Origin of the sequence: Burkholderia sp. MSMB1459WGS (assembly GCF_001534535.1) — a bacterium.
GTDB lineage: Bacteria > Pseudomonadota > Gammaproteobacteria > Burkholderiales > Burkholderiaceae > Burkholderia.
In genome coordinates this window covers 64,447-80,373 of sequence record NZ_LPMU01000033.1, presented here as the reverse complement: position 1 = coordinate 80,373, position 15,927 = coordinate 64,447, and the positions used below count along the sequence as shown (strand labels likewise).

Sequence of the window (15,927 nt, the reverse complement as noted above, 5' to 3'; positions counted from 1 at the left end):
ACCAGCGCATTCCAACCGGCGCTGTACTCACACAAGCACGATGAACAGGAGACATGTATGAACCCGTTTGACCTGAAGCAACTGGGCCTCGACGTCGAATACCCGTACCGTCAGCAATACGACAACTACATCGGCGGCAAGTGGGTGGCGCCCGTGAAGGGCGAGTATTTCGAGAACGTGTCGCCGATCAACGGCCAGCCGTTCTGCCGCGTGCCGCGCTCCGGCGCCGACGACATCGAGCTGGCGCTCGACGCCGCGCATGCGGCGCGCCGCAAGTGGGGCAAGACGTCGGTCGCCGAGCGCGCGAACCTGTTGCTCGCCGCCGCCGACCGGATGGAAAAGAACCTGAAGCTGCTGGCCGTGGCCGAGACGATCGACAACGGCAAGCCGCTGCGCGAAACGATGGCGGCCGACCTGCCGCTCGCGATCGACCACTTCCGCTATTTCGCGGGCTGCATCCGCGCGCAGGAAGGCGGCATCTCCGAAATCGACGACAACACCGTCGCGTACCACTTCCACGAGCCGCTCGGCGTGGTCGGCCAGATCATCCCGTGGAACTTCCCGCTGCTGATGGCCGCGTGGAAGCTCGCGCCGGCGCTCGCGGCCGGCTGCTGCGTCGTGATGAAGCCGGCCGAGCAGACGCCCGCATCGGTGCTCGTGCTGATGGAACTGATCGGCGACCTGTTCCCGGCCGGCGCGATCAACATCGTGAACGGCTTCGGCAAGGAAGCGGGCGAAGCGCTCGCGACCAGCAAGCGGATCGCGAAGATCGCGTTCACGGGCTCGACGCCGGTCGGCAAGCACATCCTGCGCGCGGCGGCCGACAGCCTGATCCCGTCGACGGTCGAACTGGGCGGCAAGAGCCCGAACATCTTCTTCGCCGACGTGCTCGACCAGGACGACGCGTTCCTCGACAAGGCGCTCGAGGGGCTCGCGATGTTCGCGCTGAACCAGGGCGAAGTGTGCACGTGCCCGTCGCGGATCCTGATCCAGGAATCGATCTACGAACGTTTCATCGAGAAGGCCGTCGCGCGCGTCGAGCGCATCAAGGCCGGCCACCCGCTCGACCTGCAGACGATGATCGGCGCGCAGGCGTCGCAGCAGCAGCTCGACAAGATCCTGTCGTACATCGACATCGGCCGCGGCGAGGGCGCGCAATGCCTGACCGGCGGCGAGCGCACGGCGCCGGCCGCCGAACTCGGCACCGGCTACTACGTGAAGCCGACGATGCTGCTCGGCAACAACAAGATGCGCGTGTTCCAGGAAGAGATCTTCGGGCCGGTCGCGTCGGTGATGACGTTCAAGGACGAGCAGGAAGCGATCGAACTCGCGAACGACACGTTCTACGGGCTCGGCGCCGGCGTGTGGACGCGCAACGGCACGCGTGCGTACCGGATGGGCCGCGAGGTCGAGGCCGGCCGCGTGTGGACCAACTGCTACCACCTGTACCCCGCGCATGCGGCGTTCGGCGGCTACAAGCAGTCGGGGATCGGCCGCGAGACGCACAAGATGGCGCTGTCGAACTATCAGCAGACGAAGTGCCTGCTGGTCAGCTACCAGGCCGAGGCGCTCGGGTTCTTCTGATCGCCGCTGCCGCGGCGGCGTGCCGGGGGCCGGTTGGGCCCGGCGCGTCGCCCGGTTCGATTTCCCTGTTCGACAGTCGGCGTCGGTTGCGTTTTCGGCGGCCGGCGCCGGCAACGCTGCCGGCCGTCGCGCATGCGCGACGGCACGGTGCACCGACGCATGTGACGACTCCCGGCATGGCAGAACCACCCCGATCCTTTCCGCGTCACCCGGTATTCCATCCGGGCGAACTCGACGCGCAACACCGCTTCGGCGTCGCCGACGAAGCCGAGCGAATGAGCGACGCCGTGACCACGCGGCTGAGCATCGGCGTACGGCAGTTCGTCGAATCGCAACCGTTCATGTTCGTCGGCACGGCGTCCGGCGCGGGTGCGTCGATGATCTGCGACATCGTGCAGAGCCGGCGCGACGCGAACGGCGATCTGCTGCCGGTGGTGCGCGTGATCGATACGAAGACGCTGCGGTTCGCGTTGCCCGCCGCGCATGATGGTGGCGGCGGCTGGATCGACGCGGCCGCCTGCGACGGCAGCGGGGTTGGGTTGCTGTTCGTCGATTTCGTGCGCGGCCTGCGCTACCGGATCAACGGTCGCGCCACGCTGCGCGCCGATTTGCCGGAAGCGGACGCGGCGCCGTGGGCGGCGGGCAGCGCGATCGTCGAACTGGCGATCGCACAGGCATACGGCAATTGCGGCACGCGGGTCGTGCGGCTGAAGCCGGCCCGGTAGCCGGCATCCGGACGCGGGCGTCCGGGCGTCGGCATCCTGGCGTCGGCATCCGTGCGCGGGCGGCGGCGCGCATGCGCGGTCGCCGCGCGGATCGCACCGGCGGCGTGCGCGACATGCCGCCTTCGGGTGCGCCCGCATGGCGCGCATCGGCCGGACAGCGTGGAATGGCGGGGGCGCGCCGGGCCGTGCGGTTCGGCACGGGACTTGCGTGATACGCAGGGTTCCGCGCAGGTGAGGGAGGACACGATGGATCAACACGTGGCGGGTACGGAAGAACCGACCGCCGAAGACACGCGGCGCAGTGCGCAGGGCGACGACGCGTTCGCCGGGCAGGCCGTCGTCAGCGTCGCGCACGATGCGGACGAGCAGGCGCGCAACCTGATCGGCTGGCGGCAGACCTACGACCAGCTCGCGGCCGGCCGCTTCGTCGGCACGCTGACCGAGCTGCCTCTCGACACGATGAAGCTGTTTCGCGAATCGACCAGCCACCTGCTGCGCCAGGCGTGCGAAGTGCGCGGCGACGCGTACTGGTTCGGCATCCCGCTCGTGTGCGACGGCTCGGCGCGCGTCGATGCGTGCCGCATCGGCCCCGGCGCACTCGCGTTCCGGCCCGGCAACGTCGAATTCGAACTCGTGACGCCCGCGCAGTTCTCGATCTACGGCGTCGTCGTGCGCGGTGACGTGCTGCGCCGCTATGCGGAGGAAGTCGAGCGTCGCGCGCTCGACGAGCGGCTGTTCACGCAGCGGGTGATGCAGGTCGGCGACGCGCGGCTCGCGCGCCTGTGCGCGCTGCTCGGCCGCCGGCTCGACGGTGCGGTGGCGATGGCCGGCCCGCTGCCCGATGCGCAGCGCGACGACCTGCAGGCCGAAGTGCTGGCCGCGCTGTTCGACGCGTGCGCGCAGCCGGCCGACGACGGCAGCGGCAGTGCGCCGTCGACGCGCCGCTGGCTCGTCGACCAGGCGCGCGACTACGTGCTCGCGCACCGCACGCGCCCGGTCGGCGTGCCCGAGCTGTGCGAGCAGTTGCACGTGAGCCGGCGCACGCTGCAGTACTGCTTCCAGGACGTACTCGGGATGGCGCCTGCGACCTACCTGCGCACGCTGCGGCTGAACGGCGCGCGGCGCGACCTGTGCGGGCGCGCGGCCGGCTCGGTGCAGGACGTCGCGGAGGCATGGGGCTTCTGGCATCTCAGCCAGTTCGCGACCGATTACAGGCGCCTGTTCGGCAAGCGGCCGTCGGAGACGCTGCGCGATCGCGCGTGAGATGCTCGGCCCGGTGAGCCGGGCGGCCGGTGCGGCGCGCGCGGCGGGGGCTGGCGCCGGGCGCGTGCTGCCGATTCGGTCGGTCCGCTCGCCGCCGCGCCGGCTTCGCTCAGATGGCCGTCGTCGCCGCGTCGCGCGGCGCGGGCCACGCCAGCGCGTCCCAGTCGATTGCGCGGTAAGCGGCTTCGACCGCCGCCAGATCGTCCGGCCGCTCGCTGCGATGCAGCCCGTGCAATTCGGCCGGCACGTCGAGCGTGACCGGCACGCAGTGCGGATAGTCGCGCACGCGCCATGTCGGCCCGATCGTCGTGAAGCACGCGAGCGTCGGCACGTCGAAACCGTCGGCGAGATGCACGGCCGCCGTGTCCGGCGCGAACAGCAGGCTCGCGCCCTTGATCCAGGCGATGAAGCGTGCGGTGTCGGTCGCGTCGCGGCTCACGTCCACGTAAGCGGGATGCGCGAGCGGGCCGAAGCCGACCACCGGCAGCCCGTAACGCTGCGCGAGCCGTTCCACGAACGCGACGCACAGTGCGGGCGGCATGCTGCGCACCGCGGTGCTCGCATTCGGGCAGAACAGCACGTACGGCCGCTGCCACGCGGCCGGCAGCGCGGGCAGCGGCAGCCGCGCGAGCCAGCGGTTGCGCTTCGCGGCGGCCGGCACGGCGGCCGGATCGACGCCGAGCGCGTCGAGGAAGAAATCGATCATGGGCAGCCGCGCGAATGCGGGCCAGTACAGGTGATTGCCGACGTCGATGCAGTGCGCGCCGGCGGGCAGCGCGTCGGCGGCGCACGGCAGCGTGCGTGACGGCGCGACGACGTCTGCCGCGAGCGCGTACAGCGCTTCGACATAGCGCGGCGCGCGCGCCGGCCGGTACAGCGTGAAGCGCAGGTCCGCATGGGCCGCACGCAGCGCGGCGAGGGCCGTCAGCCCGATCACCGAATCGCCGAGCGTGACGCCCATCCCGTTGATCACGTGCACGTGCTGTGCCTCGCCGTAATCGAGGCGGAACGGCCGGTGAGCGGCGTGCAGCAGGCCGAGCGCCGGCGCGGCCGGCACGTAGCCTTCGGCGCGCGCGTCGCCATGCTCGAGGTCGTACGGCGCGACGAGCATGCCGTCGGGCGCGAGCAGCGTGCCGGGGCAGGCCAGCGCGTCGTCGGGCGACAGCGCGGCGACGGGCGGCGTGGTGCGCATGTCCATCGTCATGCGCCGCGCGCGCGGCGGCCCTGCTCGCGAATCTGCTCGAGCGTCGCGGCCGGCGTGCTGGCGTCCTGCGGGATGCGAATCTCGATCACCGCGGGCAGCCCGCAGGTCAGCGCGCGCTCGAGCGCGGGCGCGAAATCGGCGGTGCGCTCGACCGTCTCGCCATGCGCGCCGAACGCACGTGCATACGCGGCGAAATCCGGGTTCGTGAGTCCCGTGCCGTGCACGCGCCCCGGGTAGTTGCGCTCCTGATGCATGCGGATCGTGCCGAAATGACCGTTATTGACGACGATCGCCACGATGTTCAGCCCGTATTGCATCGCGGTCGCGAGCTCGTTGCCGGCCATCATGAAGCAACCGTCGCCGGCGAGCGCGACGACGGCGCGCTGCGGATACAGCGACTTCGCGGCGAGCGCGGCCGGCAGCCCGTAGCCCATCGTGCCGCTCGTCGGCGCGAGCTGCGAACGGAAGTGCCGGTACGCGAAGTGGCGATGCAGCCAGATCGCATAGTTGCCCGCGCCATTGGTCAGGATCGCGTCGTGCGGCAGGCGCTCGCGCAACTGCACCATCACGTCGCCGAGTTGCACGTCGCCGGGCATCGGCAGTGGCGCATGCCATTCGCGGTACGCGCGGTGCGCGTCGGCGGCCGCGCCGGCCCACGCGGGCCGCGCGGGCGGTTCGAGCGCGGCCAGCGGCGCGGCGATCTCGGGCATGCCGGACACGATCGGCAGGTCGGCGGCGTACACGCGGCCGAGTTCGTCCGCGCCCTGATGCACGTGGATCAACGTCTGGCGCGTCTTCGGGATGTCGAGCAGCGTGTAGCCGCCGGTCGTCGCTTCGCCGAGGCGCGGCCCGATCACGAGCAGCAGGTCTGCGTCGCGGATGCGTTTCGCGAGCGCGGGGTTGATCCCGAGCCCGACGTCGCCCGCGTAGTTCGGGTGTGCGTTGTCGATCGTGTCCTGGAAGCGGAACGCGCACGCGACCGGCAATTGCCAGCGTTCGACGAAGGTGCGCAGGTTCGCGCAGGCGTCCGGCGTCCAGCCGCTGCCGCCGACGATCGCGAACGGCCGTTCCGCGCGCGCAAGCCGTTCGCGCAGCTCGTCGATCTGCGCGGCGGACGGCGCCGCCGCGATGCGTTTCGCGGCCGGCACGACGGGCTGCGGTGCGCATGCGTCGGACAGCACGTCCTCCGGCAACGCGAGCACGACCGGGCCGGGCCGGCCGGACGTCGCGACGTGAAACGCATGGCTCAGGTATTCGGGGATGCGGCGCGGGTCGTCGATCTGCGCGACCCATTTCGCCATCTGGCCGAACATCCGGCGGTAGTCGATTTCCTGGAAGGCTTCGCGGTCGAGGTGCTCGCGTGCGCACTGACCGACGAACAGGATCATCGGCGTCGAATCCTGGAACGCGGTGTGCACGCCGATCGACGCATGCGTCGCGCCCGGCCCGCGCGTGACGAACGCGATGCCGGGGCGGCCGGTCAGCTTGCCGACCGCTTCGGCCATGTTCGCGGCCGCCGCCTCGTGGCGGCAGACGACCGTCTGGATGCGGGCGGTGTCGTCCGCCAGCGCATCGAGCACGGCGAGGAAGCTCTCGCCCGGCACGCAGAACACGCGTTCGACGTGATTGGCGAGCAACGCATCGACGAGCAGTCGCGCACCGGTGGTGGCGCGCGGCTCGAGATCCTTGGAATGCGACATGGGCAGCCGTCTCCCTTGGGTAGCGGGACGTACAGCTTACGCCGGTTGGCCGGGCGCCGGTACGCCGGCCGCCGGTACGCCGGCCGCTGAAAAGTGTCGGAACGCTGGGAGGGTCGGGGAATGCGCGCCGGCTTCGGCTGGCCGAACGGCCGGCTTGTGCCCGCTTGCGCGACGGTGAAAAGTAAGCGCTACGGACGGCGACCCAGGCGCTTGCCTCGACGCGGAAAGCAGGCGATCGATCAAAAGACGCTGACGGAGCCGGTCGAAGCCGGCGCGGTGCGCGTCGCCCGCGTGGCCGGCTCGGCAGTCAACGGAAGACCTGTTATGTACACACATGGATTTACATCTAAGACCGCATCGTATAATGTACATACAACGTACATCCATGCGGAGATCGACATGCATACCACGAGGGTATTCCGGAACGGCAACTCGCAGGCCGTGCGGATTCCGGCGGACCTCGCCTACGAGCGCAGCGATATCGAACTGGAAATCGAGCGCGTCGGTGATGAAATCCGGATTCGGCCGATGCGGCGGCCGCTGACGCAGGTACTGGAGAAATTCGCGAAATTCGGGCCGGACTTCATGGCCGAAGGGCGTGGCGATCAGGAGCAGGCCGAACGCGAGGGTTTGTGATGCCGCGCTTCATGCTCGACACCAACATGTGCATCTATCTGATGAAGAATCAGCCGGAGCAGGTCGCGAAACGATTCGCGCAGTGCTACACGGGCGACGTCGTCATGTCGGCGATCACCTATGCGGAACTCGAGTACGGCGTGAGCGCATGTGCGAGCCCGGCCCGGGAGCGCCGCAATCTCGCCGCATTGATCGAGGATATTCCCGTCGCGCCTTTCGACGCCGCGGCCGCGCAAGCGTATGGCCCGGTCCGCGAGGCCACCCGCGAGCGGAAGAAGGATCACCTCGACAAACTGATCGCCGCGCATGCGGTGTCGCTCGATGTCGTCCTCGTCACCAACAACGAGCGGGATTTCGTCAGCTATCCGGGATTGCGGCTGGAGAACTGGCTGAACGACTAGCGCCGGGCGCCATGCCGGCGGCAATGCGGGACATCGGTCCGTCCCGCGTCGCCGCCGGGTTCGGCATCAGCATTCGACGATATTCACCGCCAGGCCGCCGCGCGACGTTTCCTTGTACTTCGTCTTCATGTCGGCGCCCGTCTCGCGCATCGTCTTGATCACCGAGTCGAGCGACACGTAGTGCGAGCCGTCGCCGCGCAGCGCCATGCGCGCCGCGTTGACGGCCTTCACCGACGCCATCGCGTTGCGCTCGATGCACGGGATCTGCACCATCCCGCCCACCGGGTCGCAGGTCAGGCCCAGGTTGTGTTCCATCCCGATCTCGGCCGCGTTCTCGACCTGCTGCGGCGTGCCGCCGAGCACGGCCGCGAGCGCGCCGGCGGCCATCGAGCACGCGACGCCGACTTCGCCCTGGCAACCGACTTCCGCGCCCGAGATCGACGCGTTGAGCTTGTACAGGATGCCGATCGCGGCGGCCGTCAGCAGGAAGTCGATCACGCCCTGTTCGTTCGCGCCGGGCGTGAAACGCGTGTAGTAATGCAGCACGGCCGGGATGATGCCGGCCGCGCCGTTGGTCGGCGCGGTGACGACGCGGCCGCCGGCCGCGTTTTCCTCGTTGACCGCGATCGCGTACAGGTTGATCCAGTCGACCATCGACAGCGGATCCTGCAGCGCGCGCTCCGGGTTGCCGGTCAGCGCGCGATACAGCTGCGGCGCGCGCCGCTTCACCTGGAACGGGCCGGGCAGGTTGCCGTCGGCGTCGGGATTGCCGATCCCGCAACCGCGCGACACGCACGACTGCATCACCGCCCAGATCTTCAGCAGCCCGTCGCGCGTCTCCTGCTCGGTGTGCCACGCGCGCTCGTTTTCCCACATCAGCTGCGCGATCGACTTGCCGGTCGATGCGGTCAGCGCGAGCAGCTCCGCGCCGGTGCGAAACGGGTGCGTCATCTGCTCGGCCGCGCTCAGTACCTTGGTGTTCGGCGCGCCGGCCGTCACGACGAAGCCGCCGCCGACCGACAGGTAAGTGCGCTCGACCAGCACCGCGCCGTTCGCGTCGCTCGCGCGCAGCTTCATCCCGTTCGGATGTTCGGGCAGCGCCTGGCGGTAGAACGCGATGTTCTCCTTCAGCACGAACGGCACCGGATGCGTGCCGAGCAGCGCGAGCTGCTTCGTTTTGCGGATGTCTTCCAGCCGCGCGTCGATCGTGTCGGGATCCACCGTGTCGGGCGCGTCGCCGAGCAGGCCGAGCATCACGCCGCGGTCGGTGCCGTGACCCTTGCCGGTGGCGCCGAGCGAGCCGTACAGCTCGACCTTCACGTGGGCCGTCGCGTCGAGCAGCCCGTCGCGCTCGAGGCCCTGGACGAACATCAGCGCTGCGCGCATCGGTCCGACCGTGTGCGAACTGGACGGACCGATGCCGATCTTGAAGAGGTCAAACACGCTGACTGCCATTTCGATACCTGCCTTGCGATAAGAATGAAGCTAGCGCGCCTGCAATGGCAGGCACGCGGCGAGCCATGCGGGCGGCGTTGGGGAAAGCTGCTGCGCGACGCGGGCATAGCGCCCGTCGAGCCGCGCGGCCAGATGAAAGAGTTCGGTGGCGTTTTTCGGGTCCCACTGCCCCGTGTAACCCGGCAGGCCGGCCTCGCGGCGCTTCGCGTCGAACGGCACCGGCGAATTCACGAATTCCTCGTGCGTTTTCTCGCCGAGCGCATACGGCACGAGCCAGTCGAGCGCGGCCGCGAGCGTCGCGCCGTTCGCGCCGCGCTCGCGCAGCCAGTTGCGGTTGAAGCGGCGCGCGGCGAGCGCGGCCGTCACCAGCGGCTGCAAATCGTAGACCGCGTAATGCAGCGCATCGCGTTCCTCGAAATCCCACGTCTTGCCGTCCGGGCCGATGTTGTCGGCGAGATGCTCGACGAACAGCCGCTGCGCGGCGTTCATCATCTTGCGGTCGCCGAGCGTGAACGCGGACAGCGCGATCAGCTTGATCCGGTGGCTCTGCCAGTTGTTGCGCCAGGTGCCGGTGAGCGGGCGCTTCTGCGTGTCGACCTGCGCGACATAGCCGGCGCCGAGCTTCGCGATGAACGTGGCCGCCGCGTTGCGCGTCTTCACCGGCAGCGCGCTCGCGGTCATGTCGTACGCGACGATCAGGCTGTCGAAGCGCGTCTCGTCGATCGGGTTGAAGCTCGGCTGATAGGTCGAGACCCACGCGGACAGGAAGCGGTCGACGAGTTGCAGGTAGCGCGGCGCGTTCGTCACGCGCCACGCGAGCGCCGCATCGCGCATCAGGTCCATGTCCTTGAGCGCGGCGGCACTCTGGTCGTAGATGCCTTCGTGCGGCAGCGTGCCTTCGGTGTGCACGCGCGCCATCGCCTTCGGCTGCTCGCCGATGCGCGCGTCGACGCTGCGGATCAGCGCCTGCACGCCGGGCTCAGCCTGCGTCGTCTCGCTCGCCTGCAGCGCCGGCGCCGCGCAGAAATTCATCGCCGCGTGCGCACGGCCGGACATGCCGAGGCCGGCGGCGGCCAGCGACAGCGACGCGACGAGCATCGGCACGGAACGGCCTGCGCGCGTGCGCGGCCGCCGCTCTGTTGCACCATGGCCCGGAAACATCGGACGCACCATGCGGAACTCCTTCATTGGCTGGATCGCGTGTGATGTTAGCCGGATTGGCGGATGAACGTGAACCGGTCGGCCCGACGAACGCAAAAACCGCACGCAACCGGGGTTGCGTGCGGTGCGGTCACCGTTGGCCGGCTCCGGGCGTGACGCGCGTTATGCGTAGTCCGACACCGGCACGCACGAGCAGAACAGGTTGCGGTCGCCGTACGCGTTGTCCGCGCGGCCGACCGGCGGCCAGTACTTGTTCGTGCCGAGCGATGCGACCGGGTACGCGGCCTGCTCGCGCGAGTACGCGTGCGGCCATTCGTTCGCGGTGACGACGGCGGCCGTGTGCGGCGCGTGACGCAGCGGGTTGTCCTCGCGATCGGCGCGGCCTTCCTCGACCGCGCGGATTTCCTCGCGGATCGCGATCATCGCGGCGATGAAGCGGTCGAGCTCTTCCTGCGATTCCGATTCGGTCGGCTCGACCATCAGCGTGCCCGGCACTGGGAAGCTCATCGTCGGCGCGTGGAAGCCGTAGTCCATCAGGCGCTTCGCGACGTCGTCGACGCTGATGCCGCTCGATTCCTTGATCGGCCGCAGGTCGAGAATGCACTCGTGCGCGACCAGCCCGCCCGGGCCCGAATACAGCACCGGGTAGTGCGGCGCGAGGCGCTTCGCGATGTAGTTCGCGTTGAGGATCGCGGTTTCGGTCGCAGCGGTCAGGTTCTTCGCGCCCATCATCGCGATGTACATCCACGAGATCGGCAGGATCGACGCCGAGCCGTACGGTGCGGCCGACACCGCGCCGATGCCGTCTTCGCTGCGTGCGTAGCCGGTCGAGCGCTGGTTCGGCAGGAACTTCGCGAGGTGCGCGCCGACCGCGACCGGGCCGACGCCCGGGCCGCCGCCGCCGTGCGGGATGCAGAAGGTCTTGTGCAGGTTCAGGTGCGACACGTCGCCGCCGAACTGGCCCGGCGCGGTCAGGCCGACCATCGCGTTCATGTTCGCGCCGTCGACGTACACCTGGCCGCCGTGCGCGTGCACGATCTCGCAGATCTCGCGGACGTTCTGCTCGAACACGCCGTGCGTCGACGGATACGTGATCATGATCGCCGCCAGGTTCTTCGAGTGCTGCTCGGCCTTCGCCTTCAGGTCGGCGATGTCGACGTTGCCCTGTGCGTCGCACGCGACGACCACGACCTTCATGCCGGCCATGTGCGCGGACGCCGGGTTCGTGCCGTGCGCGGATGCCGGGATCAGGCACACGTCGCGATGGCCTTCGCCGCGCGATGCGTGGTACGCGTGGATGATCAGCAGGCCCGCGTACTCGCCCTGCGAGCCCGCGTTCGGTTGCAGCGACACGGCCGCGTAGCCGGTGGCCGCGACGAGCATCTGTTCGAGCTGGTCGATCATCTCGCGGTAGCCGACGGTCTGCTCGGCCGGCGCGAACGGGTGGATCCGGCCGAACTCGGGCCACGTGACGGGCAGCATTTCCGACGTCGCGTTCAGCTTCATCGTGCACGAGCCGAGCGGGATCATCGAGCGGTCGAGCGCGAGATCCTTGTCCGACAGGCTGCGCAGGTAGCGCAGCATTTCGGTTTCGGAATGGTGGCGGTTGAACACGTGGTGCGTCAGGTACGCGCTCGTGCGCTCGAGGCCGGCCGGCAATGCGGCGACGCCGGCGAGACCTGCATCCAGCGCATCGACGGCCGGTGCGGTGCCGCCCGCGGCCTGCGCGAACACGTCGAGCAGATCGGCGAGGTCGTCGCGCGTCGTCGTTTCGTCGACCGACACGCCGACTTGCGTGTCGCTCACGCGGCGCAGGTTGATGCGCTTGCCCTTCGCGAATTCGTGGACCTGCGCGGTGCGTGCGCCGGTGTCGATCGTCAGCGTGTCGAAGAACGTATCGTTGACGGTCGCGAAGCCGAGCTGTTTCACGCCGGCGGCCAACAGCGCCGCGATGCGGTTCACGCGCAGTGCGATCGTCTTCAGGCCGTGCGGGCCGTGGTAGACCGCGTACATGCTCGCCATGATCGCGAGCAGCGCTTGCGCGGTACACACGTTCGACGTGGCCTTCTCGCGGCGGATGTGCTGTTCGCGCGTCTGCAGCGCGAGGCGCAGCGCGGGCTTGCCCTGTGCGTCGACGGTCACGCCGACGAGGCGGCCCGGCATCTGACGCTTGAATTCGTCGCGCACCGCGAGATACGCGGCGTGCGGGCCGCCGAAGCCCATCGGCACGCCGAAGCGCTGCGTGTTGCCGATCGCGACGTCCGCGCCCCATTCGCCGGGCGGCGTCAGCACGGTAAGCGCGAGCAGGTCGGCCGCGACGACCACGTGGCCGCCGGCCGCATGGATCGCTTCGGTGAGCGCGCGGTAGTCGCGCACGTCGCCGTTCACGCCCGGGTACTGCAGCAGCACGCCGAACGCGTTTGCCTGCGCCGCGTCGGCGGCCGGGCCCGTCTTGATCTCGATGCCGACCGGCAGCGCGCGCGTGCGGATCACTTCGAGCGTCTGCGGCAGCACGTCGTCGGCCACGTAGAACACGTTCGACGTCGGCTTGCCGGTGCGCTGCAGCAGCGTCATCGCTTCGGCCGCGGCGGTGGCTTCATCCAGCAGCGATGCATTCGAGATCGCGAGACCCGTGAGGTCGGCCACCATCTGCTGGAAGTTCAGGAGCGCTTCGAGGCGGCCCTGGGAAATTTCGGGCTGGTACGGCGTGTAGGCCGTGTACCACGCCGGGTTTTCGAGCACGTTGCGCAGGATCACGGCCGGCGTGTGCGTGTCGTGGTAGCCCTGGCCGATATACGAGCGGAACACCTGGTTCTTGTCCGCGAGCGCACGCAGCGCGGCGAGGGCTTCGGCCTCGCTCTTCGGCTGCGCGAAAGGCCCGAGCGGCAGCGTTTCGGCGCGGCGGATCGACGCCGGGATCACGGCGTCGATCAGGGCGGCGCGCGACGCGAAGCCGAGCGTGTCGAGCATGGCCTGCTGGCTGGCGGCGTCGGGGCCGATGTGGCGTTCGGCGAACGCGTCGTGCGTTTCGAGCGCGGCGAGCGAGAGGGGCGTGCGGTTCATCAGGCGGTCCGGGTGTTCGAGCTTCATGGCGTGACTCTGGTCCCGCGCGGGCCGACCGGCCGCGCGCGGTTCGGGTAAGGGAAATTAGTCGATCAGCTTGCCGTACGCTTCGGCATCGATCAGCTTGTCGGTCGATGCGCCGTCCGCGAGCTTGATCTTGAAGAGCCAGCTTGCGTACGCGTCGCTGTTGACCTGATCCGGCGCGTCGACGATCGCGCCATTGACTTCGACGATTTCGCCGGACACCGGCGAGTAGATGTCGGATGCCGCCTTCACCGATTCGACGACGCCGACGGCGTCGCCCGCCGTCACCGACTTGCCGACTTCGGGCAGCTCGAGGAAGACGATGTCGCCGAGCGTGCTCTGCGCGTGATCGGTGATGCCGACCGTCAGCGTGCCGTCGGCTTCGGTGCGGATCCACTCGTGTTCGTCGGTGTACTTCAGATCGGCCGGGACGTTGCTCATCGGATGCTCCTGGATAAAAAGGTGTGTTCGTTCTGCTGGCGCGCCGCCATGGTGCGCCGGATGGGGTTGCGCCGGGCGCCATCTCCCGGCTTGCCGGGAGGCGGCCCCGGCCGCTTCTCGGTCGTTACGCAGCGAGGACCTTGCCGTTGCGCACGAACGGCAGTTTTACCACGCGCGCGGGAAGATTCTTGTCTCGAATTTGCACCTGGACGGTGTCGCCGATCTGCACGGCCGCCGGCACGCGCGCGAACGCGATCGATTCCTGCATCGACGGCGAGAACGTGCCGCTCGTGATCTCGCCTTCGCCGTGCGGCGTGACGACCTTCTGGTGCGCGCGCAGCACGCCGCCCGCCTTGCCGTTTTCCTTCTGCAGGATCAGGCCGACGAACGCGGCGCGCGTGCCGTTGGCTTCCAGTGCGGCGCGGCCGACGAAGTCGCGCGGCGCGCTGAGGTCGACCGTCCAGGCGAGGCCCGCGTCGAGCGGGGAGACGGTGTCGTCCATGTCCTGGCCGTACAGGTTCATGCCGGCCTCGAGGCGCAGCGTGTCGCGCGCGCCGAGCCCGCACGGGCGCACGCCGTTTTGCTGCAGCGCATTCCACAGCGCTACGACGTGCACGGCCGGGACGATCACTTCGAAGCCGTCTTCGCCGGTGTAGCCGGTGCGCGCGACGGTGAGATCGCCGAACGGCGTGCCGGCGACCTGCGCGGCGTTGAACGGCTTGAGCTCGCTGGTGGCCGCGCGTGCGGACGGCACCGTCGCCCAGACCTTCTCGCGGGCGTTCGGACCCTGGACGGCGACGATCGCGAAATCGCGGCGCGGTGCGATCGTCAGGCCGTAGCCGCCTTGCTCGTTCAGCTGGTTGAACCACGCGATGTCTTTCTCGGCGGTGCCGGCGTTGACGACCACGCGGAAGAATTCTTCGGTGAAGTAATAGACGATCAGATCGTCGATGACGCCGCCCTGCGGGTTGAGCAGGCACGAGTAGAGCGCCTTGCCGGGCGTCTTGAGCTTGCCGACGTGGTTCGCGATCGCATGCTCGAAGAACGCGCGCACACGGCTGCCGGTGAAATCGACGACGCACATGTGCGACACGTCGAACATGCCGGCGTCGGTGCGCACGGCCGCGTGTTCTTCGATCTGCGAGCCGTAGTTGACGGGCATGTCCCAGCCGCCGAAGTCGACCATGCGGGCATTGAGCGCGCGGTGCGCGGCGTTGAGCGGGGTGTGATTCAGTGCAGTCATCGAGGCCTCAGGCAAGGCGCTTGCGCGCGGATCAGAACGGCCATGTGCCGACCGCCGCGGCCGATGGCCTCGAGCAATCCGGTACATGCCCCTCTGTCCTCGATACCTGAGAGATTGCGCTGCGGGCCAAGCCCGGCGAGCGCGCGCCCCTTCGGTGGGCAGCTTGCCCGCGCAGCCAATGTGCTGCGGGCTACTGCCGCTCTCCAGAGTGCGGGGAACGTATTGCGCGCGCAGTGCGCGGACGCGGTTCCCCGACGCGGTCGGTCCTTTTGCCTGAGAGTTTGCGGGTGTGCCCCTTCGGCGGCGCAACCGGTGTCGGAACACCCGGTCGCACGCTCTCCCGACGCGTGCGGGCGACTGTACGCGAGCGGGTGGGCATTGTCAATTTGGGCAAAAGAATGTCGCTTCGCGACAAGCGGCGGCCCTGGGCGCCGCCGCGTCATCCGCTCCGGCAGGTGCCAGCGTGTTACTCGCCGATCGCGCGTGCGGCCGTGTCGAGTTCCTGATTCAGCACCCGCTGTTCGTCGCCGGACAGGCCGCCGTTGTGCTGGGCCGCCATGTCGTTCGCTTCCTGGCGGATCACGTCGAGGCGGTGGTGCAACTGCGCGCCATACGGCGGCGGGTAGTAGCCGCCGTTCACGCGCGCGTCGATCCGCCGGTGCAGGTTGTCGATCCGGCCCTGGACCTCCTGCATGCGGTCGTTCGCGACGACCTGCGGATTCGGTCGGGGCGGGGGCGCCTGCCGGGCCGGCCGCTGCGGCTGCACGATGCAGGCCGCGAGCGAGGAAACCAGGACGCAGCATGCCGCTGCGCGAATCAACCGTTGCATCAAATTCTCCTGACGGATGGGTGTCGGATCGATTTTCGAGAAACGCGTCAGACCGGGCGACCGCTGACTTTCGTTCCCGCACCATTTGTAACGGAATGTTGAGACGCCATGCCGCCATGCCGCCATGCCGCCGAGCCGACGGGGCCGTGGGCGGCAGACGCTACGGTGCGTGGCGCGGGATGCCGGCCGGGTCGGCGC

The 15,927-nt window shown here is 69.2% G+C and carries 13 protein-coding genes and 2 riboswitches; of the genes, 5 read left to right on the top strand and 8 right to left on the bottom strand.

Going from position 1 to position 15,927, the window contains the following annotated elements:
* Positions 1–57: 57 nt before the first annotated feature.
* The 3 genes from WT97_RS13180 (at position 58) to WT97_RS13170 (ending at position 3,572) form a co-directional block, all read left to right on the top strand.
* Positions 58–1,584 (top strand): aldehyde dehydrogenase family protein, encoded by a 1,527-nt coding sequence (locus tag WT97_RS13180; protein ID WP_059503208.1) that lies wholly within the window; start codon positions 58–60, stop codon positions 1,582–1,584.
* 176 nt (positions 1,585–1,760) lie between these two features.
* The gene (locus tag WT97_RS13175) at positions 1,761–2,309 is read left to right on the top strand and encodes a hypothetical protein (protein ID WP_060353602.1); all 549 of its coding nucleotides are present in this window, start codon (positions 1,761–1,763) and stop codon (positions 2,307–2,309) included.
* Positions 2,310–2,555: 246 nt separating this feature from the next.
* Entirely contained in the window at positions 2,556–3,572 is a 1,017-nt protein-coding gene (locus tag WT97_RS13170; RefSeq protein ID WP_059791246.1) for a helix-turn-helix domain-containing protein, read from the top strand.
* Positions 3,573–3,681: 109 nt separating this feature from the next.
* On the opposite strand, the gene WT97_RS13165 is transcribed toward WT97_RS13170, so the two are convergent.
* Together WT97_RS13165 and WT97_RS13160 are read right to left on the bottom strand one after the other, a co-directional pair.
* Positions 3,682–4,764, bottom strand: a complete 1,083-nt coding sequence (locus WT97_RS13165; RefSeq protein ID WP_373558479.1) for a glycosyltransferase family 9 protein — start codon at positions 4,762–4,764, stop codon at positions 3,682–3,684.
* An 8-nt stretch (positions 4,765–4,772) separates the two neighbouring features.
* On the bottom strand, positions 4,773–6,476 hold the full coding sequence (locus tag WT97_RS13160; protein WP_060353586.1) for a thiamine pyrophosphate-binding protein: 1,704 nt from the start codon (positions 6,474–6,476) through the stop codon (positions 4,773–4,775).
* 399 nt (positions 6,477–6,875) lie between these two features.
* Between WT97_RS13160 and vapB the strand changes: the two genes are divergently transcribed.
* The gene (gene vapB, locus WT97_RS13155) at positions 6,876–7,112 is read left to right on the top strand and encodes a type II toxin-antitoxin system VapB family antitoxin (protein WP_059503218.1); all 237 of its coding nucleotides are present in this window, start codon (positions 6,876–6,878) and stop codon (positions 7,110–7,112) included.
* Entirely contained in the window at positions 7,112–7,513 is a 402-nt protein-coding gene (locus tag WT97_RS13150; RefSeq protein ID WP_059503220.1) for a type II toxin-antitoxin system VapC family toxin, read from the top strand. Before vapB ends, WT97_RS13150 begins: the two co-directional genes overlap by 1 nt.
* A gap of 66 nt (positions 7,514–7,579) precedes the next feature.
* Here the strand turns inward: WT97_RS13150 and WT97_RS13145 are convergent, their stop codons facing one another.
* The 6 genes from WT97_RS13145 to WT97_RS13120 form a co-directional block, all read right to left on the bottom strand.
* Positions 7,580–8,968: an L-serine ammonia-lyase gene (locus WT97_RS13145; RefSeq protein ID WP_060353585.1), complete on the bottom strand. Its 1,389-nt coding sequence runs from the start codon at positions 8,966–8,968 to the stop codon at positions 7,580–7,582.
* A gap of 30 nt (positions 8,969–8,998) precedes the next feature.
* Positions 8,999–10,141 carry an alginate lyase family protein gene (locus WT97_RS13140; RefSeq protein ID WP_060353601.1) on the bottom strand — a complete coding sequence of 381 codons (1,143 nt, stop codon included), beginning with the start codon at positions 10,139–10,141 and terminating at the stop codon, positions 8,999–9,001.
* A 150-nt stretch (positions 10,142–10,291) separates the two neighbouring features.
* Positions 10,292–13,219 carry an aminomethyl-transferring glycine dehydrogenase gene (gene gcvP, locus WT97_RS13135; protein WP_060353584.1) on the bottom strand — a complete coding sequence of 976 codons (2,928 nt, stop codon included), beginning with the start codon at positions 13,217–13,219 and terminating at the stop codon, positions 10,292–10,294.
* A 57-nt stretch (positions 13,220–13,276) separates the two neighbouring features.
* Positions 13,277–13,657 (bottom strand): glycine cleavage system protein GcvH, encoded by a 381-nt coding sequence (gene gcvH / locus WT97_RS13130; protein ID WP_059503227.1) that lies wholly within the window; start codon positions 13,655–13,657, stop codon positions 13,277–13,279.
* A gap of 124 nt (positions 13,658–13,781) precedes the next feature.
* Positions 13,782–14,900: a glycine cleavage system aminomethyltransferase GcvT gene (gene gcvT / locus WT97_RS13125; RefSeq protein WP_059791251.1), complete on the bottom strand. Its 1,119-nt coding sequence runs from the start codon at positions 14,898–14,900 to the stop codon at positions 13,782–13,784.
* Between the two features lie 83 nt (positions 14,901–14,983).
* Positions 14,984–15,117: riboswitch (glycine riboswitch) on the bottom strand.
* A gap of 33 nt (positions 15,118–15,150) precedes the next feature.
* A riboswitch (glycine riboswitch) is annotated at positions 15,151–15,253 on the bottom strand.
* 113 nt (positions 15,254–15,366) lie between these two features.
* On the bottom strand, positions 15,367–15,729 hold the full coding sequence (locus WT97_RS13120; RefSeq protein ID WP_060353583.1) for a hypothetical protein: 363 nt from the start codon (positions 15,727–15,729) through the stop codon (positions 15,367–15,369).
* Between the last annotated feature and the right edge of the window lie 198 nt (positions 15,730–15,927).